General features: G+C 45.8%; 15 protein-coding genes, 12 tRNA genes, 3 rRNA genes and 1 riboswitch. Of the genes, 27 read left to right on the forward strand and 3 right to left on the reverse strand.

Features of this window, described 5'->3' with window-relative positions; translation table 11 throughout:
• Window positions 1-42: 42 nt before the first annotated feature.
• Both ACBP55_RS04385 and ACBP55_RS04390 read left to right on the forward strand, forming a co-directional pair.
• Entirely contained in the window at window positions 43-933 is an 891-nt protein-coding gene (locus ACBP55_RS04385) for a CHASE3 domain-containing protein (RefSeq protein ID WP_464650020.1), read from the forward strand.
• Complete coding sequence (locus ACBP55_RS04390) at window positions 902-2,737, forward strand: ATP-binding protein (protein ID WP_464650021.1); 1,836 nt, start codon at window positions 902-904, stop codon at window positions 2,735-2,737. The genes ACBP55_RS04385 and ACBP55_RS04390 overlap by 32 nt, the downstream gene beginning before the upstream one ends.
• 75 nt (window positions 2,738-2,812) lie before the next feature.
• Here ACBP55_RS04390 and ACBP55_RS04395 read toward each other — a convergent pair whose 3' ends face one another.
• The gene (locus ACBP55_RS04395) at window positions 2,813-4,963 is read right to left on the reverse strand and encodes a 5'-nucleotidase C-terminal domain-containing protein (protein ID WP_464650023.1); all 2,151 of its coding nucleotides are present in this window, start codon (window positions 4,961-4,963) and stop codon (window positions 2,813-2,815) included.
• 140 nt (window positions 4,964-5,103) lie between these two features.
• Complete coding sequence (locus ACBP55_RS04400; protein WP_029198451.1) at window positions 5,104-5,382, reverse strand: hypothetical protein; 279 nt, start codon at window positions 5,380-5,382, stop codon at window positions 5,104-5,106.
• A gap of 160 nt (window positions 5,383-5,542) precedes the next feature.
• Here ACBP55_RS04400 and ACBP55_RS04405 point away from each other — a divergent pair, with 160 nt between their 5' ends.
• From ACBP55_RS04405 to ACBP55_RS04525, 25 genes are all read left to right on the forward strand, one after another.
• Complete coding sequence (locus ACBP55_RS04405) at window positions 5,543-5,764, forward strand: hypothetical protein (protein WP_464650025.1); 222 nt, start codon at window positions 5,543-5,545, stop codon at window positions 5,762-5,764.
• Window positions 5,765-5,833: 69 nt separating this feature from the next.
• The gene (locus tag ACBP55_RS04410) at window positions 5,834-6,223 is read left to right on the forward strand and encodes a VOC family protein (RefSeq protein WP_173190881.1); all 390 of its coding nucleotides are present in this window, start codon (window positions 5,834-5,836) and stop codon (window positions 6,221-6,223) included.
• A gap of 532 nt (window positions 6,224-6,755) precedes the next feature.
• Window positions 6,756-8,297 (forward strand): 16S ribosomal RNA (locus ACBP55_RS04415).
• A gap of 196 nt (window positions 8,298-8,493) precedes the next feature.
• A 23S ribosomal RNA gene (locus tag ACBP55_RS04420) occupies window positions 8,494-11,410 on the forward strand.
• A 130-nt stretch (window positions 11,411-11,540) separates the two neighbouring features.
• Window positions 11,541-11,657, forward strand: a 5S ribosomal RNA gene (gene rrf, locus ACBP55_RS04425).
• The 16S, 23S and 5S rRNA genes sit together here with 8 tRNA genes alongside, the layout of an rRNA operon.
• A 5-nt stretch (window positions 11,658-11,662) precedes the next feature.
• A tRNA-Asn gene (locus ACBP55_RS04430) sits at window positions 11,663-11,738 on the forward strand.
• Between the two features lie 27 nt (window positions 11,739-11,765).
• Window positions 11,766-11,857, forward strand: a tRNA-Ser gene (locus ACBP55_RS04435).
• 35 nt (window positions 11,858-11,892) lie between these two features.
• Window positions 11,893-11,967: transfer RNA gene (locus ACBP55_RS04440), tRNA-Glu, on the forward strand.
• Window positions 11,968-11,990: 23 nt separating this feature from the next.
• A tRNA-Val gene (locus ACBP55_RS04445) sits at window positions 11,991-12,066 on the forward strand.
• 33 nt (window positions 12,067-12,099) lie between these two features.
• Window positions 12,100-12,176 (forward strand) — tRNA-Met (locus tag ACBP55_RS04450).
• 31 nt (window positions 12,177-12,207) lie between these two features.
• Window positions 12,208-12,284, forward strand: a tRNA-Asp gene (locus ACBP55_RS04455).
• Window positions 12,285-12,303: 19 nt separating this feature from the next.
• Window positions 12,304-12,376: transfer RNA gene (locus ACBP55_RS04460), tRNA-Lys, on the forward strand.
• A 46-nt stretch (window positions 12,377-12,422) separates the two neighbouring features.
• Window positions 12,423-12,507, forward strand: a tRNA-Leu gene (locus ACBP55_RS04465).
• Window positions 12,508-12,652: 145 nt separating this feature from the next.
• A complete protein-coding gene (locus tag ACBP55_RS04470) occupies window positions 12,653-12,904 on the forward strand; it encodes a DUF1450 domain-containing protein (RefSeq protein WP_029197887.1) in 252 nt (83 codons plus the stop codon).
• 113 nt (window positions 12,905-13,017) lie between these two features.
• Window positions 13,018-13,527 (forward strand): ferritin, encoded by a 510-nt coding sequence (locus ACBP55_RS04475; protein ID WP_464650028.1) that lies wholly within the window; start codon window positions 13,018-13,020, stop codon window positions 13,525-13,527.
• A 138-nt stretch (window positions 13,528-13,665) separates the two neighbouring features.
• Window positions 13,666-14,289: a GyrI-like domain-containing protein gene (locus ACBP55_RS04480; protein ID WP_464650030.1), complete on the forward strand. Its 624-nt coding sequence runs from the start codon at window positions 13,666-13,668 to the stop codon at window positions 14,287-14,289.
• 54 nt (window positions 14,290-14,343) lie between these two features.
• Complete coding sequence (locus tag ACBP55_RS04485) at window positions 14,344-14,799, forward strand: hypothetical protein (RefSeq protein WP_464650032.1); 456 nt, start codon at window positions 14,344-14,346, stop codon at window positions 14,797-14,799.
• A gap of 28 nt (window positions 14,800-14,827) precedes the next feature.
• On the forward strand, window positions 14,828-15,526 hold the full coding sequence (locus ACBP55_RS04490; protein ID WP_464650034.1) for an AIM24 family protein: 699 nt from the start codon (window positions 14,828-14,830) through the stop codon (window positions 15,524-15,526).
• A 102-nt stretch (window positions 15,527-15,628) separates the two neighbouring features.
• Window positions 15,629-15,703 (forward strand) — tRNA-Gly (locus ACBP55_RS04495).
• Between the two features lie 8 nt (window positions 15,704-15,711).
• Window positions 15,712-15,788 (forward strand) — tRNA-Arg (locus tag ACBP55_RS04500).
• 16 nt (window positions 15,789-15,804) lie between these two features.
• A tRNA-Pro gene (locus ACBP55_RS04505) sits at window positions 15,805-15,881 on the forward strand.
• A gap of 19 nt (window positions 15,882-15,900) precedes the next feature.
• Window positions 15,901-15,971: transfer RNA gene (locus ACBP55_RS04510), tRNA-Gly, on the forward strand.
• A gap of 1,234 nt (window positions 15,972-17,205) precedes the next feature.
• Complete coding sequence (locus tag ACBP55_RS04515; RefSeq protein ID WP_464650036.1) at window positions 17,206-17,802, forward strand: permease; 597 nt, start codon at window positions 17,206-17,208, stop codon at window positions 17,800-17,802.
• Between the two features lie 66 nt (window positions 17,803-17,868).
• A riboswitch (cyclic di-AMP (ydaO/yuaA leader) is annotated at window positions 17,869-18,028 on the forward strand.
• Window positions 18,029-18,030: 2 nt separating this feature from the next.
• On the forward strand, window positions 18,031-18,927 hold the full coding sequence (locus ACBP55_RS04520) for a C40 family peptidase (RefSeq protein ID WP_464650038.1): 897 nt from the start codon (window positions 18,031-18,033) through the stop codon (window positions 18,925-18,927).
• A 183-nt stretch (window positions 18,928-19,110) separates the two neighbouring features.
• A complete protein-coding gene (locus ACBP55_RS04525) occupies window positions 19,111-19,770 on the forward strand; it encodes a hypothetical protein (protein ID WP_464650040.1) in 660 nt (219 codons plus the stop codon).
• On the opposite strand, the gene ACBP55_RS04530 is transcribed toward ACBP55_RS04525, so the two are convergent.
• Window positions 19,767-21,221: a stalk domain-containing protein gene (locus tag ACBP55_RS04530; protein WP_464650042.1), complete on the reverse strand. Its 1,455-nt coding sequence runs from the start codon at window positions 21,219-21,221 to the stop codon at window positions 19,767-19,769. The genes ACBP55_RS04525 and ACBP55_RS04530 overlap by 4 nt on opposite strands.
• Between the last annotated feature and the right edge of the window lie 9 nt (window positions 21,222-21,230).

A 21,230-nucleotide genomic window follows, 5' to 3' on the forward strand; every position in this document is an offset into this window, starting at 1 on the left:
AAACGTATAAGGAAAATTCTTACTAGGGGAAGGAACTGCAGCATGATGGGGAAAAATAGATTTGGTATCCGTTCCAAGATTATGATTGGGTATATGTTCATCATTGTCTGTTTAACCATTTCATTTGTATTAGTCAATTTTCAGGTGACCTCCATGCAGAAAGATAGAAATTATATCATCGAGCATGATTTTGCCGTCCATAATGAAACGAATCGTATCGAAAAATATGTGATGGATATGGAAAGCGGGCAGCGGGGCTATTTACTTACGGGTATTCTCAGCTATTTAGAACCCTACAACCTAGGAGAGTCGAAATGGAGGGAATCCTACAGTCGTCTCAGTCAGCTAACGCGAGATAATATCATACAGGAGCAAAATCTTTCATCTATTAAGGCATCAATCGAACGATGGCTGCAGCAGAGCGGAGGAAACTCCCTGTCTTCGATAAGAAATAATCCTAGCAACGAAAAGTATTCGGATTATAACTATTTACTTGGGAAGCAAATTATTGATGATATCCGCTCACAGTTGGATCGCTTTCGCAGTGTTGAAATGGGATTTACGAAGCAAAGAGCGGCGCACTTAGATGCACAGAATCAGATGCTTACTAAGTCTTTATTCGTCATGTTAGCGCTTGTTCTTATATTTTCAATAGCGGCTTCAATATTAATTTCCCGATCTATCGTAGGGACGATTAAACAAGTAACAAGAAGTATTATGAATTTAAGTTCATCGAAGAGAGATCGTTCTAAGCGTATACATGTCACGATAAATGATGAGGTGAGGGATCTTGCTGAAGCAACGAATGTTCTGCTTGAGAATCAAGAAGAGATGGAGTGGCAGCAGCGAAAATTAACGGAAGTCGTACATATGCTTCAAGGGATTTCGGATCTGGAGACGCTTGGTAAATCCTTTATTAGTAAAGCGGTCTGAGCTGTTTGATGCTTCTTTCGGTCTTCTTTATCTTCGTTCTTCTTATGAAGGCAAGGAATCTATGGTTAAGTTGGCTTCTTATGCGGTCATGGGGGGGAGCGATGGCATTGGGGTTCATCACTTCCAATTAGGTGAAGGACTAGTCGGTCAATGTGCAGTTGAGAAGCGAATGTTTCACCTAACCAAAGTACCAGACAGTTACATTACCCTAGCGTCTGGACTCGGAACGGCGAAGGCTCAAAGTGTTCTGATCGTACCTATTTTACATAACAATGAAGTTATTGCGGTTATGGAGCTGGCCTCCTTTGATAAATTTACTCCGCTGCAGCTTGAGCTGCTTGAAGATATTCTCGAAGTACTAGGTACAATTGTACATAGTGTGCAAACGCGTGTGGAAGTTGAGCGGCTTCTAAAAGAATACCAGATCATGACGGAAGAACTTCAAACACAGCAAGAAGAACTGCACATGACGAATGAACAGTTGGAAGAACAGAATCGCTATGCGGAAGTAAGGTCACGGGAATTAGAGAATATTAAAGCGTCTTTTGAAGAACATGCGATTCAGCTGCAGCAAAGTTCGCAATATAAATCGGAATTTTTGGCGAATATGTCACACGAACTCCGTACTCCATTAAATAGTGTGCTTATCCTTTCCCAAATGCTGCAAGAAAATAAACAGGGTTCGTTGACCAAAGAAGAGCAAGAGTACGCCCGTGTGATTCATTCTTCAGGAAATGATCTTCTGCATCTGATCAACGATATTCTTGATCTATCCAAAGTTGAAGCCGGCAAATTAGATATTCACGTCTGTGAAATGAATGTATCCGAGCTTCCTGATATATTGCGAAGTCAATTTGCAAAGGTGGCTGAACAGCAAAATCTCACTTTCAGCATCGTACGCGATGTTCAGGTTCCAGACATTTTCTATACAGATGAGCAACGATTAAGCCAAATTATTAAAAATCTACTCTCTAATGCCTTTAAATTTACACACAAGGGCTCCGTTCAGGTGAATTTGGGTATGTGCAGCGAGGAGCAGATTAGAGAGGTTCTGCCATTGGCTAAACATAAACAAGTTCTAGCCATATCCGTAAAAGATACAGGGATTGGAATATCTCCTGAGAAGCAGCAATTGATCTTTGAGCCGTTTCGCCAAGCGGATGGAACAACGAATCGTAAATATGGCGGGACAGGCCTTGGTTTATCGATAAGCCGTGAATTAGCCCGACTTCTTGGTGGCAGGGTTACGATGCAAAGTGAAGAGGGGGTAGGCAGCAGCTTCACGCTTTATGTTCCTTCCTTGGAGCAAGCTTTTAACGAAACTGAATCCATGCAGAAGGAAGCAGCAGCTGCGACTTCCCCAATGATAAGTGACTTCCTGCTTAGGGATGCCTATAAGAAAGCTGCTGATCCAGCAGAGAGGAACAATTTCAGCGGAAGAAAGGTGCTTGTCGTCGACGACGACGTTCGGAATGTGTTCGCACTAAGCAATGCTTTTGAGAAAGAAGGAATACTGGTTATCGTTGCCCATAATGGACAAGAATGTTTGGAAATCATGAAGAAAGATCAAGATATCGACCTCATACTTATGGATATTATGATGCCTGTGATGGACGGTTACGAAGCCATGCGAATGATTAGGAAAGATACCCGATTTGAGAAAGTGCCGATCATTGCTTTGACGGCCAAAGCAATGAAACAGGATAGAGACATTTGCCTGCAAGCAGGAGCCTCTGATTATATAAGCAAGCCGCTTAATTTAAGCCAATTGCTGTCCCTGATGCGTGTGTGGTTGACCAAATAGAAAGACCTTTGACCCTATCCATACTTGGATGCGGTCAAAGGTCCTTTTTATTTGATGAGATCATTAAATGATAGCTTATTTCTTCAAATCCAAACGCACATCGCGACCATCGTCCTTAACCGACAACTCTTTACCAGCCGCTTTTAGGGAATTAGCGTAACTCACCCAAGCGTCCAGCATGATGGCGCCATCTTTCCAATCCTTCACTTCACCAAATACGGTAAAGCCATCGCCGCTGCCAGTAGCCATGAAATCATTGGTTGTTACTTTGAACGTGCGGTCTGTATTAAACTTGCCATCGACATAGACAGGAGTGCCATCAACCAGAGTGATTTTGGAATATTTCTCACCTAGTGGCTTCGTGCTGTCCCATTCTACTTTTAAGCCTGAGAATTGAATAGCCGGAAGATTCGTATACTTGTCCGTAACTTCGAGTGCCTTTTTGATTTGCGCAGCAGTCATTGTACCTGTAACGTTGTAATTGCCGAAAGGGAACACTTCAAACATTTTGCCATACGTCAGCTCGCCTTTGTCAACATCAGCGCGAATACCACCAATATTAGTGAAAGCAATATCGGATTTCTCAGAAGCACGCATAGCATCTGTGATGCTGTTTCCTAATTGGGAAGCACCGTCACGATCAACTCCGCCATTGACATCAAAACGGAAAGATTTACGAGTTAGCGGCTCTGCAGCAACAACTTCAACTTCTCCGGATTTCGCCGAAATTTTGGCTTTATAATCTTCAACCGTTTGGTGAATCTTCGCATCAGCCGTTGTTAGGTTCGTATATGTTTCTAGCAAGCTTGCGTTCGAAGATACGACTTGCTTTGTGGATTTGTCTACAAATAGTTGAATGTGCCCAACCGCATACAGCCAGCTTTGAGCCTCAACAACTGGAATACCATTCACGATACCGGCAACGCGCATGTGGGAGTGACCGCCAACGATCGCATCTAGAGTACCATTCCCAGTGCCTTTTGCAAGATCAGCAAGCTCGCTGATGATTTCAGCAGACTTTTGGTTTTGCTCACCTGGTAGGTGGGAGGTAACCATAATGATGTCGACACCTTTAGCGCGCAGCTCTGCAGACAATTCTTTAGCCATAGGAACTGGATTTACAAAGGAAAGGCCTTCAATGTTTGTTGATTTCGTTGTTGTTGTCGTTTGTGGCGTTGCGAAGCCGATGATACCGATTTTCAGGCCATCTTTTTCAACAATCACGTAAGGCTGTGTCCAATCGACGCGTTTACCCGTTTTATCATCGATAATATTTGCCCCTAGAATAGGGAATTTAGCTTTCTTAATATTGTCGATCAGAACGTCACGACCGAAGTCGAACTCATGGTTTCCGATAGCCGCGGCATCATACTGCACTTGCGCCATCGTATCCATCACGGATTGACCATTCGTCGTATTGGAGATCAGCGTACCTTGCCATGCGTCACCGCCGTCAACAACGACTGTTCCTTTTGGATTTACAGCACGGAAATCAGTCACGATACCTCCGAGTGTTTCGATACCTCCTTGACCTTGATTACGCTTTTTATCGAAGCCGACTTCGATTTTGCCGTGAATATCGTTCGTTGTTAAAATATCAACCACTTTAAATAAAATAGGCTTAAGCGCCTTAGCTACTTCATCACGCGTTACTTCCGCTGTTGGGTTGAAGTTACCGTCAAGGGTAGGTGTGAAAATTCCGCTGATGACGGCATAAGCGACATAAGGGCGGGATTCTTTAGCGATGGATGAGGAATCTTTGAAGTAGTTCAACACATTCTCGTTCACTTTTGGCAATTGGCCGCCAGTTACGACTTTAACGATCAATTCAGCTAGTTCTTGACGAGTAACGGCAGCGTTCGGGTGAAACGTTCCGTCGGCGAAGCCGCTAATGAGTTTAGCAGCGACGGCATTCGCAACCGCTTGTTTTTGCCAATTCGCAAGGTCCGTAAACGTGACAGAACCAAGATCTGCACTTTTCAGTTTGGCAGCACGGTTAATCATTGTTACCACTTCAGCGCGAGTAGCGGCATTCGCACCACGATAGTCCGTATCCCCGTAGCCCTCAATTGCGCCGTTATCAATGGCAAGACGCATATCTGATTTCATTGAAACGGGAGAAGAGGGGGCTGCTGTTTCGGCAAATGCTAGGCTGCTAGCGAAAGAGCTAGTAAGAACGGTAACAAGAGCAAGCGCAGTAAGGCGGGTAGTCAATGTTTTTTTCATGTGTTAAAAATTCCTCCTTCAAATTAATAGAACCGCGGTTAATAAACCCATCTATTAGTATAAGGGGAAATGGTAGATTTTGAGAAGTAAAGAAATTGTTATTATATGAAAGAACAAAAAAACCACTAACCTTCCAAAGGCTACGTGGCTTGGCGTTCCGTATAAACTTCAAAATGATAGATGGTATTGCGTGTCAGTACCCGGAAATCCAATCCGTCCCGATCTATTGCTTGAACTCTAGTTGTTTTGAAAGGTATATAATGATGGACGCCTGATAAGATCATTGGGCACCCAACTTCAGTGGGGTTCATTTCTCGAAATGTCTGCCCTTGAATTTCATCGAAATTGAATCGTTCCGATCGATGCTTGGGTGTAATCCCATCCACTTCATAGATTTGAAGAAGCTTTAGTAATCTCATATTTCGTACTCCCCTACTTCATCTTCATTATACTCTAGTATACACTGACTTTGTTTCTATGGCGAAATCTACGAACCTAACATAAACCTAATAAAGTTCTGACACTTTCCTAGATTCCCAAATATACAATTGAAACATTGATATTGGGGGTGTTGATGGGATGATGCACGCAAAAATCCTTGTCGGAGAAAAAGAAGTTCTTATGTTTTTTGAATCTATGTACCAGGATCATTTACAGATAGCGGCCCAAACCATAATGAATCATTTATCCAATGCTCAGGTGAGAAAAGTATTTGATGACATTGGTTTGGTCAATATTACGAATAAAGAAGTAACGCTCTTCTCGTTGGATGGCGAAATGGAAACGCTCCTTATCACTTAAAGACGGTCTAGCCCTCTCGTACTCTTTTCGTTACAATAGAAGGAGATGAATAGAGGAGGTTTTGTACAGATGGCAGTTTTGAAAATGGAGCATGTTGGTGTCATGGTAGCGAACTTGGAAGCGTCGATTCGTTTCTATGAAGAAGTGATTGGACTTAAACACAAAAGTACCTTGCTGCATACAAACGGTGTAATCAAACTCGGTTTTCTTGGCTTTGAAGCATTGAATGAAACTGAAGTTGAATTAATAGAAGGTTATAACGCGGGTTTACCGCAAGAAGGCAAGGTTCACCATTTGGCTTTTACTGTGGATGACATTGAAGCGGAATTTACAAGAATCAAAGGATTGGGAGTCGAGCAGTTGGATACTGAGATTACGACTCTTCCGAATGGCTCCGGATACTTCTTCTTTAATGGTTTAGACGGAGAGCGAATCGAATTCTTTCAATCTAAGCGCTGAGTCGTTGCTAATCGGCTAGATAAGGCAACCCTTTTACTAGAGTTGTAGATTCCCCCCCCTTGAATTTTCCTTCTATAGATAGAATGGAATACTAGCTCCAAAGGATGCAGAGGACTGCATCCTTTTTGTTTGGACTCTTATGTAGGAACAATTCAAAACAATTGCAATTATGGAACATTTCCAAAAGGGTTGTATTTGGTTTCTCTACGTGTTACATTATTCCTCGTTGCTTTGAAGCGGCAAATCACCATGAGTCATTAAATGGAACTTGCATTCAAACAGCAACCTATGTTACTATAGCTTTCCGACAGAGAGCGACAGAAATTGACAAGAAAAATAGTGCTTGCAATTGATGGACGAGCTGTGGTATATTACTTCTCGCTGCTTCGGTAACACGGCAGAGAAAGAAAGAAATTGATCTTTGAAAACTGAACAACGAGTGAGTAAGCACGAACGAGAAATCGTTCGAAAAGAGATTGCAAAATCTCGCTAGCAACGCAAATGAGCAATTAAGCTTTCAAATAGTTTTACTATTATGGAGAGTTTGATCCTGGCTCAGGACGAACGCTGGCGGCGTGCCTAATACATGCAAGTCGAGCGGGTTTATCCTTCGGGGTAAGCTAGCGGCGGACGGGTGAGTAACACGTAGGTAACCTGCCTATAAGATCGGGATAACTATCGGAAACGATAGCTAAGACCGGATAATTGGTTTTCTCGCATGAGAGAATTATGAAACACGGAGCAATCTGTGGCTTATAGATGGGCCTGCGGCGCATTAGCTAGTTGGTAGGGTAACGGCCTACCAAGGCGACGATGCGTAGCCGACCTGAGAGGGTGAACGGCCACACTGGGACTGAGACACGGCCCAGACTCCTACGGGAGGCAGCAGTAGGGAATCTTCCGCAATGGACGCAAGTCTGACGGAGCAACGCCGCGTGAGTGATGAAGGTTTTCGGATCGTAAAGCTCTGTTGCCCTAGACGAACAGCAAGGAGAGTAACTGCTCTTTGTGTGACGGTATAGGAGAAGAAAGCCCCGGCTAACTACGTGCCAGCAGCCGCGGTAATACGTAGGGGGCAAGCGTTGTCCGGAATTATTGGGCGTAAAGCGCGCGCAGGCGGTCAATTAAGTTGGGTGTTTAAGCCCGGGGCTCAACCCCGGTTCGCATCCAAAACTGGTTGACTTGAGTGTAGGAGAGGAAAGTGGAATTCCACGTGTAGCGGTGAAATGCGTAGAGATGTGGAGGAACACCAGTGGCGAAGGCGACTTTCTGGCCTATAACTGACGCTGAGGCGCGAAAGCGTGGGGAGCAAACAGGATTAGATACCCTGGTAGTCCACGCCGTAAACGATGCATACTAGGTGTTGGGGATTCGATTCCTCGGTGCCGAAGTTAACACAGTAAGTATGCCGCCTGGGGAGTACGCTCGCAAGAGTGAAACTCAAAGGAATTGACGGGGACCCGCACAAGCAGTGGAGTATGTGGTTTAATTCGAAGCAACGCGAAGAACCTTACCAGGTCTTGACATCTGGGTGTAAGCACTAGAGATAGTGCCCCTCTTCGGAGTACCCAAGACAGGTGGTGCATGGTTGTCGTCAGCTCGTGTCGTGAGATGTTGGGTTAAGTCCCGCAACGAGCGCAACCCTTGATCTTAGTTGCCAGCACTTTGGGTGGGCACTCTAAGATGACTGCCGGTGACAAACCGGAGGAAGGTGGGGATGACGTCAAATCATCATGCCCCTTATGACCTGGGCTACACACGTACTACAATGGTCGGTACAACGGGAAGCGAAGCCGCGAGGTGGAGCCAATCCTTAAAAGCCGATCTCAGTTCGGATTGCAGGCTGCAACTCGCCTGCATGAAGTCGGAATTGCTAGTAATCGCGGATCAGCATGCCGCGGTGAATACGTTCCCGGGTCTTGTACACACCGCCCGTCACACCACGAGAGTTTACAACACCCGAAGTCGGTGGGGTAACCCGCAAGGGAGCCAGCCGCCGAAGGTGGGGTAGATGATTGGGGTGAAGTCGTAACAAGGTAGCCGTATCGGAAGGTGCGGCTGGATCACCTCCTTTCTATGGAGACTCGGTCTTGATAAGACCAGTCAAGTGCGAAAGCACAAAACAGCTTACTCACTCGTGTTCAGTTTTGAAGGATAAATTTACCTTCAACTTTTGTTCCTTGAAAACTAGATAACGATACAAAACGTAAAGTAAGAACTTAGGTTTGTGTAGTCTTCGGACTATACAAGAATCAATAACTTTTTTTAGTGGTTAAGCTAGAAAGAGCACACGGAGGATGCCTAGGCACTAGGAGCCGAAGAAGGACGTGGCGAACGACGAAATGCCTCGGGGAGCCGTAAGCAGGCTTTGATCCGGGGATGTCCGAATGGGGGAACCCAGCTGTGGTAATGCGCAGTTACCATGCAGTGAATACATAGCTGCATTGGAGGCATACCCAGGGAACTGAAACATCTAAGTACCTGGAGGAAAAGAAAACAAAAGTGATTCCGTCAGTAGCGGCGAGCGAAAGCGGAATAGCCCAAACCAAGGAGCTTGCTCCTTGGGGTTGTAGGACCTCGATATGGGGTTAGTTCGGTAGGCGAAGCGATCTGGAAAGGTCCGGCATAGAAGGTAAAAGCCCTGTAGCCAAAATCGAACGAAACCCCTAGAGGTATCCTGAGTACGGCGGGTCACGTGAAACCCCGTCGGAATCCGGCAGGACCATCTGCCAAGGCTAAATACTCCCTAGTGACCGATAGTGAAGCAGTACCGTGAGGGAAAGGTGAAAAGCACCGCGGAAGCGGAGTGAAAAAGAACCTGAAACCGTGTGCTTACAAAAAGTCAGAGCACTCTATATGTGTGATGGCGTGCCTTTTGTAGAATGAACCGGCGAGTTACGTTCCCGTGCGAGGTTAAGCTGAAAAGGCGGAGCCGCAGCGAAAGCGAGTCTGAATAGGGCGCTTGAGTACGTGGACGTAGACCCGAAACCGTGTGATCTACCCCTGTCCAGGGTGAAGGTGAGGTAACACTCACTGGAGGCCCGAACCCACGCATGTTGAAAAATGCGGGGATGAGGTGGGGGTAGCGGAGAAATTCCAATCGAACTCGGAGATAGCTGGTTCTCCCCGAAATAGCTTTAGGGCTAGCCTCGGATGTTGAGTTGTGGAGGTAAAGCACTGATTGGGTGCGGGGCCCGCCAAGGGTTACCAAGTCCAGTCAAACTCTGAATGCCACAAACTTAAATCCGGGAGTCAGACAGTGAGTGCTAAGATCCATTGTCAAAAGGGAAACAGCCCAGACCATCAGCTAAGGTCCCCAAGTGTGTGTTAAGTGGGAAAGGATGTGGAGTTGCACAGACAACCAGGATGTTGGCTTAGAAGCAGCCACCATTGAAAGAGTGCGTAATAGCTCACTGGTCGAGTGACTCTGCGCCGAAAATGTAACGGGGCTAAACACGCCACCGAAGCTATGGCTTGCACTTTGTGCATGGGTAGGGGAGCGTTGTATGTACGTTGAATTCTGACCGTAAGGACAGGTGGAGCGCATACAAGTGAGAATGCCGGTATAAGTAACGAAAAGATCAGTGAGAATCTGATCCGCCGAAAACCTAAGGGTTCCTGAGGAAGGCTCGTCCGCTCAGGGTAAGTCGGGACCTAAGGCGAGGCCGAAAGGCGTAGTCGATGGACAACAGGTGGAAATTCCTGTACCACCGTAGCCGTTATGAGCGATGGAGTGACGCAGAAGGATAGTGACGCGAGCTGATGGATGCTCGTCCAAGCAGTGAGGCTGGTTAGTAGGCAAATCCGCTAACCGTAAGGCTGGGCTGTGATGGGGAGGGAAACTTTAAGTACCGAAGGTCATGAGTTCACACTGCCAAGAAAAGCTTCTAGCCAGGCGAAGGTGCCCGTACCGCAAACCGACACAGGTGGGTGAGAAGAGAATTCTAAGGCGCGCGGAAGAACTCTCGTTAAGGAACTCGGCAAAATGACCCCGTAACTTCGGGAGAAGGGGTGCCTCGGTAGGGTGAATAGCCCGAGGGGGCCGCAGTGAAAAGGCCCAAGCGACTGTTTAGCAAAAACACAGGTCTGTGCGAAGCCGCAAGGCGAAGTATACGGGCTGACGCCTGCCCGGTGCTGGAAGGTTAAGAGGAGTGGTTAGGGGGCAACCCCGAAGCTATGAATTGAAGCCCCAGTAAACGGCGGCCGTAACTATAACGGTCCTAAGGTAGCGAAATTCCTTGTCAGGTAAATTCTGACCCGCACGAATGGCGTAACGACTTGGGCGCTGTCTCAACGAGAGATCCGGTGAAATTTTAATACCTGTGAAGATGCAGGTTACCCGCGACAAGACGGAAAGACCCCATGGAGCTTTACTGCAGCTTGATATTGGACTTTGGTACGATCTGTACAGGATAGGTGGGAGCCTTTGAAGCCTGAGCGCCAGCTTGGGTGGAGGCGCCGTTGGGATACCACCCTGATCGTATCGGAGTTCTAACCTGGTACCGTAAACCGGTATGGGGACAGTGTCAGGTGGGCAGTTTGACTGGGGCGGTCGCCTCCTAAAATGTAACGGAGGCGTTTAAAGGTTCCCTCAGAATGGTTGGAAATCATTCGCAGAGTGCAAAGGCATAAGGGAGCTTGACTGCGAGACCTACAAGTCGAGCAGGGACGAAAGTCGGACTTAGTGATCCGGTGGTACCGAATGGAAGGGCCATCGCTCAACGGATAAAAGCTACCCTGGGGATAACAGGCTTATCTCCCCCAAGAGTCCACATCGACGGGGAGGTTTGGCACCTCGATGTCGGCTCATCGCATCCTGGGGCTGAAGTAGGTCCCAAGGGTTGGGCTGTTCGCCCATTAAAGCGGTACGCGAGCTGGGTTCAGAACGTCGTGAGACAGTTCGGTCCCTATCTGTCGCGGGCGTAGGAAATTTGAGAGGAGCTGTCCTTAGTACGAGAGGACCGGGATGGACGTACCGCTGGTGTACCAGTTGTCTCGCCAGAGGCATCGCTGGGTAGCTATGTACGGAGGGGATAAGCGCTGAAAGCATCTAAGCGCGAAGCCCCCCTCAAGATGAGATTTCCCAGTATGTAAGACCCCTTGTAGACGACGAGGTTGATAGGTTCGAGGTGGAAGTGCAGCAATGCATGCAGCTGACGAATACTAATCGGTCGAGGGCTTAACCAATTCCCAACCAAGTGAAGATAAGCTTTGTAGCGAATTCCGAATACTTGATTGGGGCCCAGAAAACCTAAGCAATTCAAACCTTTACGCAAGTTTCGTATCTAGTTTTCAAGGCGCAAACACGCTTTGACTGTTTGGTGATGATGGCGGAGGGGACCCACGCGTTCCCATCTCGAACACGACCGTTAAGCCCTCCAGCGTCGATGGTACTTGAACCGCAGGGTTCTGGGAGAGTAGAACGTTGCCAAGCAGTTTTCCCTGATAGCTCAGTTGGTAGAGCACTCGACTGTTAATCGAGTTGTCACAGGTTCGAGTCCTGTTCGGGGAGCCATTTTTTATAACATATCAGGCTTTTCATGGAGAGGTGTCCGAGCTGGCCGAAGGAGCACGATTGGAAATCGTGTAGGCGTCACAAGCGTCTCGAGGGTTCAAATCCCTCTCTCTCCGCCACCAATAACTTTTACATAAGAAAAGCCTGTTTACGCGGCCCGTTGGTCAAGTGGTTAAGACACCTCCCTTTCACGGAGGTAACAGGGGTTCGAGTCCCCTACGGGTCACCATCAATTTTCTAGTTTTATCCCATGGAGGCTTAGCTCAGCTGGGAGAGCATCTGCCTTACAAGCAGAGGGTCGGCGGTTCGATCCCGTCAGCCTCCACCATATATTCCTAATCAAATATCATGCTAGTAATGTCGCGGGGTGGAGCAGCCCGGTAGCTCGTCGGGCTCATAACCCGAAGGCCGCAGGTTCAAATCCTGCCCCCGCAACCAAACTCTTTCTGAGAGTTGTTTTACATAGTGTGGAGCTGTGGTGTAGTGGCCCAACATGCCTGCCTGTCACGCAGGAGACCGCGGGTTCGAATCCCGTCAGCTCCGCCATTTTTTTATTTCTGGACATGAGTCATTAGCTCAGTTGGTAGAGCACCTGACTTTTAATCAGGGTGTCGTAGGTTCGAATCCTACATGACTCAGTAAGTACAGGGATCTTTAGACTAATGTCTAAAGATCCCTGATTTCGCGGTCATGGCGGAATTGGCAGACGCGCACGGTTCAGGTCCGTGTGGGCTAACCCCCCGTGGAGGTTCGAGTCCTCTTGACCGCATCCCAAAGAGTTTTCTTTAATCCTTTATGAGGACTAAGGAAAACTCTTTTTTTGTACAAGCTCACCCAATTTTAAGTTGACATTGATTATTATTATCACTAATATCAAGGATAGTGGTAAATGACGATGGCGGGGAGAGATCGAATTGAAAACGATTAAATACTGCTGTAGAAATGAAAAATTCGGATCCAAACAAATATATAAGTCCCTGAAAAATGAATATCCAGACCTAAAGCAAAAAAAGAAAGATTGCTTAGGCAATTGTAAGCATTGTAAAAAAGAATGTATCGCCATGATCGGTAAAAAGGAACTGCTGTGCGCAGCTTCGCCTGACTTACTTTATGCTCAGATCAAACAAATTATTGCTGAATCCAGGGCAGAAAGCGTGATGGCTTGAACCTAACCCTTCTAAAATTGTTTCTTCCGTTTGTATTTGTATGCGGAGTTCTGGTAATCTTGTATATATGGGGAATACGCAAGAGATAACCATACAGAAAGGTGTGTGCATCTATGTTAAACGATACACTTACAGAAGCGCTCAATGAGCAGATGAACTATGAGTTTTACTCCGCGCACGTCTACTTGGCTATTGCTGGTTATTGTGCTGCGGAAAGCTTAGACGGCTTTTCCAACTTTTTTATTGTACAAGCTGAGGAAGAGAAATTCCATGCGATGAAAATTTTCAAATTCATAAATGACCGTGGAAAAAAGGTTAGCTTTGCCGGTATGGATACGCCTGTCAATGAGTACAAATCGATCTTAGATGCTTTTGAACATGCTTATCAACACGAGCAAGAAGTAACAAGACGTATTTATCATCTATCAGACCTGGCATTGAACGATAGAGAACATGCGACTATGCAGTTCTTGAAATGGTTCATTGATGAGCAGGTAGAGGAAGAAGCCATGTTCGACAGCATTATTAATAAATTGAAACGTATTGATAAAGACAGTAACGCCTTCTTCATGTTGGATGCGGAGTTTGCTCAGCGTTCGTTCACGCCACCAGCAGCGGAATAATTACATACGACTTTTTATGAGGTTGAGACTTACCTGTTTCGCGAAATTTGGCGAAGGGTAAGTTTTTTTATGTTTGCTGACATGCAGCTGTCAGGAATCCTTTTATATACTAGGAGAAAAATGTGAAGGATGTGCAGCATGGATAAGTTAGATTTAGCTAGAACGTATAAAAGCTATTACACAGCTCCCACGAAACCGCAATGGGTCGAATTTGATCCTATCTGGTATGTCACAATTCAAGGACAAGGGGATCCGGATGACATAGCCTTCTCAAATGCCACTGAAGCACTTTACACGCTTTCCTACAGCATCAAAGGTATTTATAAGAAAGAGGAGAAAGACTTTACTGTGGCCAAGCTGGAGGGCTTATGGTGGGTGGATGGGGATAGAAAAGCCCTAGATGTACCAAGGGATGAGTGGAACTGGAAGCTATTGATTCGAATGCCTGATTATGTGAGGGCAGAAAGTGTCGAAGAAGCCCTTTCAACCGCGATGTCGAAGAAAAAGGGACTGAACGTTATTTCGGATATCAAGTATGAAACCTTGCATGAGGGAACGTGTGTGCAAATGCTTCATGTGGGGCCCTATGCAACAGAACCGGAAACTTTGAAGCAAATCGAGGATTTCTTAGCTGAACATAGTCAATGCATCCGCGGCCTCCATCATGAGATTTATTTATCAGACCCGAGAAAAGTAGATCCTTCGAAAATGAAGACGATCTTGCGATATCCAATAGCTGCTGCAGAAGTGGTGAAGGGGTGACTTTTGCTGTAAAATAGAAGAATATGTCGATATGAATATGGGGAGGAACGGCAGATGCAGACACGATATTTGGCGGGGGCTGTAAAAGTCTTTGGCATCCTTGTTATCTTGTTCGGATTTATGTATCCAGCTTCTGCTGTCCAAGCCTCGTGGCTAGATCGGGTGAAAGACATCTATCAATTGCCAGAGAATGTGCAACAAATTCAGAAAGACTATGAGAGTACGAAGCAGCAATTAGAGGATCAGAAGGACAAGCTTTCCGAAGCCATACGGCATTCGCAAGAAACTGAGGAACGGCTTCTAGGGCAAAACGAAACGCTTAAAAGGGAAAATGAACAATTGCAAGAACGTTTGAAGGCCATGGAACAAGTTGCTTTAGATAAAGATAAGCGAAATCGGAAATTAACCTATATGGTTGTGACGGCTGTTTTGCTAATTGTTTTTTATTTTGTGCTTGGCCGCGTGTTTCGATTCATGGTTTGGCGGAGACAGAAGCGCGGAATGAGATAGATGTAGTCTATGAGGGGGTCCGGTGTGTATGGAGGTATCTTTCGAGGAAGTAAGCTCACATGCGAAGATAGCCACGTTGCGCATCGAACAGAATGAGTCTGTTCATGTGCTGCATCCGAGCCAAATTGTCGCTTTTCAAGGGAAGTCTGAGCAGAGAGAAGATTCTTTCATGAAGTTGCCGAGTATGTATAGGAAGAAGCGTTTTGTCCAGTCACGGCTGCATGGTCCTGCCAATGTCATGCTAGGGCTGCCTGAAGGCTATAGCATGGCTGTTATACCTATAGGAACGGATGATGATCTTCTGTATGAATTCCGACATGTTTTGTTTTACACAGAGGGAGTCAGCTACTCTTCTCATCTGCAAAATGTTAAGAATACACTGATTACGCAGGATTTCGTGAAAATGCAGTTTAAAGGTCCAGGCAAACTAGGACTTCTGACTGCAGGACCGATTTATCAAATGGCATTGGATGCCAAGCAGCCCTTATATGTCGATACAAGCTGTCTTGTTGCCTATCCGCGGAACGCTCAGCTGCGTCTATGTGTGTACGGCAATACATTGGCCAGTCAGCATATGAATTATCATTGGGAAATAACGGGACATGGTCACGTTCTCATGCAGCCCTGTAAGCCAGATCGCAAATTAGATGAGCATATGAAAAATGACAGTTTACTGCGCCGCATTGCCAGAGAAGTACTGCCGTTTGGCGGTATTTTCATCAAATAAAAAAAGGTAAGAAAAAACATTTGCATTTGTCCTCAATTCCTGATATATTATTCCTTGTCGCCTCGGAGAAACGTTAGCGAGAATGACATGCAATTATACGATGCGGAAGTGGCTCAGCGGTAGAGCATCGCCTTGCCAAGGCGAGGGTCGCGGGTTCGATCCCCGTCTTCCGCTCCAACTCATTTGCGCCCTTAGCTCAGCTGGATAGAGTATTTGACTACGAATCAAAAGGTCGGGAGTTCGAATCTCTCAGGGCGCGCCATTTTCATAAAACGCATCGGGACGTAGCTCAGCTTGGTAGAGCACCTGCTTTGGGAGCAGGGGGTCGCATGTTCAAATCGTGTCGTCCCGACCATCAATCCCTTTATTAATACGCGGGCGTAGTTTAATGGTAGAACTTCAGCCTTCCAAGCTGATCGCGCGGGTTCGATTCCCGCCGCCCGCTTAACAGCAAGTGAAAGAAAGACCACCTTCGGGTGGTTTTTTTTCTTTTGGGGTAAACGAAGGGATTCCACCCTATTTAACGCGGTTGGGTTCGCTGTATGGTTTAGGGTGAAGGGGGCGGTCGGATTTAGGAAGCCTGTATGAGTGCTTTTTCTTGTCTATAAGTGGGAAGTTGTACTTCGTGCAACAATTTCTTTGGCTTTCTACTCTCTAAGCAAGAGATGTTGTATGCTGTACAACAATTTAGCCTTAATTCGTACTAAAAGGCCACTTTGGGTCTAAATTGTTGCATTTTTTGCAACATGTGCAGAGAAAATGCTTGATTTGGTTGATTAAAGTTGTACGTAGTACAACTTTAGTTGTTTGTGCGGGAAGGGATGAGAATCCGCAGGGGTTCGACCATACGTGACGGCTTCGAAGGTTAAACCCGAGTAGGACGTGCATCACACCGGTGAAAATTTAAGGATAAGCTGAAAAGAACTAGCATCCCGTACGTGAAGGCATCGAAGGATAACCCGTGGAGGACAAGCAAGCGGTCCTTGAATTCAACGGAGTAGATGAGCCTGATTTTGAGCTAATACAGATGCAAAAAGTGCATGTATTTTGAATATAAACGTACTTTTGAGAGGCAGAAGCTGCAGAAAGTACAGCAAAATCTCCCAAAGTGAGCCCAAACGTTCGAATTCAGCTGATTTTGATGTACAAAATGCAGGAATATTGAGAAATGAGATCATTGTTATGAAATTTGATGTACTTTTTGCATGATTCACTTGCCAAGGCTAATCCAAGCCTGTGACTCTGACAACTGATTTTCGTACGGAGCCAGTCACTTTATTACTCTGGAGATTCAATGGCGGTCTGACCTGGTTCTAATGGGAGCGAATAGAGGAATCATTCAACAAGCGAAATCAAAAGCGTAATAACTTCTCAAAGTGATAATTTCAACATTATCGCATTGAAACGGACGTGGACCGATATCGAATTAGACATGTCTCAAGACATAATCACATATGCATGAAATCGAAGCTTGAACGATGACGTTCAGGCTTCTTCTTTTTTGTGCTGAAAAAGCACTTGCATAAACTAATTATATTAGTTAAAATACTAATTATATTAGTATTCAGAAAGGAATGGGTCTCGACATGTCATTTATTGTATTTATGCTCTTATTTACAGTTTTAGGTGGATGGCTTGAAAGCCGTGTTCTCAAGCGTTCGAAAAGGGAGGGAATGTAAATGTTTGCTGGACATTTTGGGCTTGCTGCAGCATTGAAAGCAAGAACACCGGAGGTGCCGATCTGGGCGCTCATACTTAGTACTCAGCTGCTTGACGTTGTATTTGTACCCTTATTTCTTTCTAGTATTGAAACGATCGATACAAGCCTGGGTACGGGTTATGGGGAAGGGATTATTCACGCTGATTACACACACTCATTAGTTGGGGCGCTGCTCATTGCTATCTTATCGGGATTATTGGCTTGGAAATTATGGGGGAAAAGAGGAGGCGCAGCTATAGGAGTGCTTACCTTCAGTCACTGGATACTTGATCTTCTCGTTCATCGTGCAGATATGCCATTCTTACCGGGGAATGTTGGAGGACTTCCATTAGTAGGATTTAGTCTGTGGCAGTGGCCGTGGGTGAGTGCGGCTATTGAGATTATTCTCGTGATTGTAGGGGCTATTCTTTACTTTCGCACACTTCGTAATACCGCTAAACTGTCAAAATATAAGACACCAGACGATAACTTCATATGGCGTGCACATCTTGCAGGGGGAGTCATGGCCGTTCTGTTGATTGCCTCCTTTATTTCAGATTTTGTCTTGCACTTATAATTTCTTGGATACTATTACCACTGCGCAAAAGTTGAAACTAACAGTCAAATTATGCTAGTCTAACATAGACAAAAAATGCCGAATCTCGGAGCAGCAAAAGCTCTGGTACGGGGGACTTCTTTATTTGGGGTGAATGAATGCTCAGCTGTTTTAATAAACTGAGCGCGCTAGGGAAACCTCTTCCCGAACCCGTCAACTAACCTCGGAGGCTTCAAGGAGGAACAATTTTTGAAACTTTTTACAAAAAGCTTTATTTGTTCATGCGCACTTGTTTGCGCAGCAGTATCCATGTTTACGGCTCCATCGGTTCAAGCAGCATCATCTGCATCTAATGTAAAAGTCCAGGTCAATGATGAGTTGGTTCAGTTCCCAGAAGTACAGCCATTTATTGACAACACAGGAACATTGCAAGTTCCTCTACGCGTATTATCTGAGAAATTGGGTTATCAAGTAGGCTGGGCGAAGCAAGAAAGCGAAATTGTGGTCACGTTGGTGAACAAGCAGCAGATGATTCAACTGACAACCGACGAGAAGCAAGCGATCGTTAACAGCAAGAAGATTAGTCTGGAAAGCAGTCCGACGCTTTATCAAGGTAATACTTATGTACCCTTACGTTTCATCACTGAAACATTCGGTTCTCCGATTGAATGGAATGAGGCGAATCGTATTGCAATGGTGAATGTCGATGGCAAGTCGCACAAACCAGCTTGGATTGCACCGCCACCAGCACCAGCACCAGCTCCAAAGGTAGCAGCGGCAGTTATACCGTCCATGTCTGATCAAATCGTGCAAACAGCAAATACGTTCATGGGAACGCCATACGTTTGGGGAGGCACAACACCCAGAGGGTTTGATTGTTCCGGATTTGTACGCTATTTGTACGAAGCTAAAGGTATTGATCTACCCAGAACTGCGGTCCAAATGTACGATGAAGCAGGAACCAGGGTTATGGACTTGAAGGCTGGAGATCTTGTGTTTTTTGCTGCAGGAAGTGTGAACCACGTAGGGATTTATCTGGGAAATGATCAATTCATTTCGGCGACAACGTCAAGAGGTGTAAGGATAGATAGTCTCGCCAGTTCATACTGGGGATCCAGATATGTGGGAGCCAAAAGAGTTTTGTAAGTAAGCCATGTGGTGAAAAAAGGATTAATTCCATGGGCATTTGTTTTCTATGAATCTTTCGAATGAAAGCATAGAAGGCAGATGTTCTTTTTTTATGCGAAATATTGCGATTTTTATCGAAATTTTATGGTTTTTAGCCTATAATGAAGAAATGTTTGGAAGAAAGCAGGTGACACGAACCGCATGCAATTAAGTGTCTGGAAAAGTTGGTTTTATAAAAAAAGACATTCGAATAAAGCAAATAGCATGTATATCGTGGAAAAAGGTCCTGCCATACCAGAGGAGATTCGGGGAGTCATTGATCGATTTTTCCTTACGTATAATCAATTCAAAGGGGCTAGAAGCTTACAGACGGATACGTTTATAAAAGAAGTCTTTTACGCAACGAAACAGGATCCGAAGGATCAAAGGTCGATTGAAGAGATGGAAGCCTATATTCAGCATAAAAATGTGCATCGATTGCGATTGAAATCGTATGTTGTCGATGAGTATCTTCGCATAGGCGAGAAGGTTTGCATGATTGGCGTGACGAGGGAATTCAGTAATAATCAGCGAAATCGCGTGCTTTATTTTCTAATAAAAGAGGATCAGTCTTGGCGCTTTCATCATATCGCAAGGTCGCACCATGGGACGGTTCTAGATAAGTTTCAAGTGAATGAGCAAACGGGATTCGTGGTTGGAAATGATAAAGCCGCTCTCCTCTTTCTAACACACTCCGGGTCTGCCGATGCCTCCACCTTTATATTGGGTGATTATGTGCATGTGGAAGGTTATTTGGAAGTGGAGCAAGAGGTGAGCAGCCAACTGTATTACCGAATTGTACGAATGAATCGCGTGCACTAAAAACGAAGTGAAACCCGGTAAAGCTGTGGATCCCACTGGATCTGTCCGCCTAAGGATTCAATAATGGCTCGTAAGGGCATATAAATATGACCATCTAGTATGGTAGGAGCTTCAGGGAGTACGACCGATTGCCCATTCACCGTCATCACGGAATGATCCGGCCGAAGCTCAAGATTAGTAGAACCATGATGAACGGCTAATGTACGAGTTGTCCCGTTCCATTCGAATTTAGCACCAATTCTTTCTAGAATGCCCCGGAAGGGTACCATACTTGTTTCTTGCAATAAATACCCTCTGAACTCATGTACGAATTGTCCATTTACCTCTAATTGGATTTGTGGATGATCTAGACGCTCAACGACAAGTGCATTGCTCAGCGCCCTACCGGGACTTCGCAGCATGGAGCCATTTGCATACAGGGATGAACTTGCACCACCATCCATATTCATCGCATCTGTTAAACCTAGCTTTAGAAGAACCTGCGCCATATCTGCCACCGTAGCTGTGGAAAGTGTCCCCATGACAAATTGATGGGAAGCGTCTAACCCAATGAAGCTGCGTACGTTCGCACTCGTTGTGATTTTTGGATCGGTAAAGCCATCCCGTTCAAAGTCCAAATCAACAGCGCCATTGGTAAGCAGATGAGGTCCTGCTCCAATAGCAGCATCAACCGATGTAAGCATGGAGCTTGCTCCGGTATCTTGATTATGAAGTGATGAAGTCAGCTTCACGGTATCGCCAATATGGATATTAGGCAGCACGTGTGTCTTATTATTGGCACTATTTCCGAGTAGGAACACTTGTCCATCTTCTGGCATATCGACACTTTGCGTCGTTACGGCTGTAACTTTGCCCTCGCGGAGGACAACTTTGGTTGAGTTAGGAAAATCGATAGTCGGCCCAAAGGCGCGCGTGTACCAGACGACTTGATCATTGGCGGAATCACCGTAATATTTGTTCACACCCCAAGCTGTGAATGTGTAGGCTTTGCTCTGATGAGTAACGCTTATTTGGTGCTCCGTTTGGATTCGCTGTAAGCTAGCGGTTTTGTCGGCATGAACGAGAAGGGCAGGATTAACGCCGGAGTGCATGATTTTACCAGAGCCAATGAGTAAACCATTCGGGTAGCGCTGGGTATCATCCTTTTCATAGGCGTCAAAAAAAGTCCCATTGATCCCTGCAATTGCATGGTTCCTCGTTAACATGGAGGAGAAGGGCTCATCATGACCAATGCCGTCCTCAGCCGTTACAGGCTTAACGCGCAAGTAAGGATCGGTGAGATCGACGGTGACCCATTGTACAGTAAACGACTTGCCATTATAAGCAATCGTTCGGCTTTGGGTTTGAACGGTACCTTGTGCGGAAGTAGATGCTGGGAAGATAAGGGCTGCTGAGAGCAGACAGATGAGCATCGCGGTGTAAGTAAGAATGCGGAAACGCGCATGAGGCATAGCAGCTAT

It is taken from the genome of Paenibacillus sp. WG02, from assembly GCF_055396115.1.

Coding starts and splice junctions, on each gene's coding strand:
- ACBP55_RS04515 (WP_464650036.1), top strand. CDS start 17,206: ATGTTTGCTGGACATTTTGGGCTTGCTGCAGCATTGAAAGCAAGAACA.
- ACBP55_RS04490 (WP_464650034.1), top strand. CDS start 14,828: ATGGAGGTATCTTTCGAGGAAGTAAGCTCACATGCGAAGATAGCCACG.
- ACBP55_RS04395 (WP_464650023.1), bottom strand. CDS start 4,963: ATGAAAAAAACATTGACTACCCGCCTTACTGCGCTTGCTCTTGTTACC.
- ACBP55_RS04480 (WP_464650030.1), top strand. CDS start 13,666: ATGGATAAGTTAGATTTAGCTAGAACGTATAAAAGCTATTACACAGCT.
- ACBP55_RS04405 (WP_464650025.1), top strand. CDS start 5,543: ATGATGCACGCAAAAATCCTTGTCGGAGAAAAAGAAGTTCTTATGTTT.
- ACBP55_RS04530 (WP_464650042.1), bottom strand. CDS start 21,221: ATGCCTCATGCGCGTTTCCGCATTCTTACTTACACCGCGATGCTCATC.
- ACBP55_RS04525 (WP_464650040.1), top strand. CDS start 19,111: ATGCAATTAAGTGTCTGGAAAAGTTGGTTTTATAAAAAAAGACATTCG.
- ACBP55_RS04475 (WP_464650028.1), top strand. CDS start 13,018: ATGTTAAACGATACACTTACAGAAGCGCTCAATGAGCAGATGAACTAT.
- ACBP55_RS04485 (WP_464650032.1), top strand. CDS start 14,344: ATGCAGACACGATATTTGGCGGGGGCTGTAAAAGTCTTTGGCATCCTT.
- ACBP55_RS04410 (WP_173190881.1), top strand. CDS start 5,834: ATGGCAGTTTTGAAAATGGAGCATGTTGGTGTCATGGTAGCGAACTTG.
- ACBP55_RS04400 (WP_029198451.1), bottom strand. CDS start 5,382: ATGAGATTACTAAAGCTTCTTCAAATCTATGAAGTGGATGGGATTACA.
- ACBP55_RS04385 (WP_464650020.1), top strand. CDS start 43: ATGATGGGGAAAAATAGATTTGGTATCCGTTCCAAGATTATGATTGGG.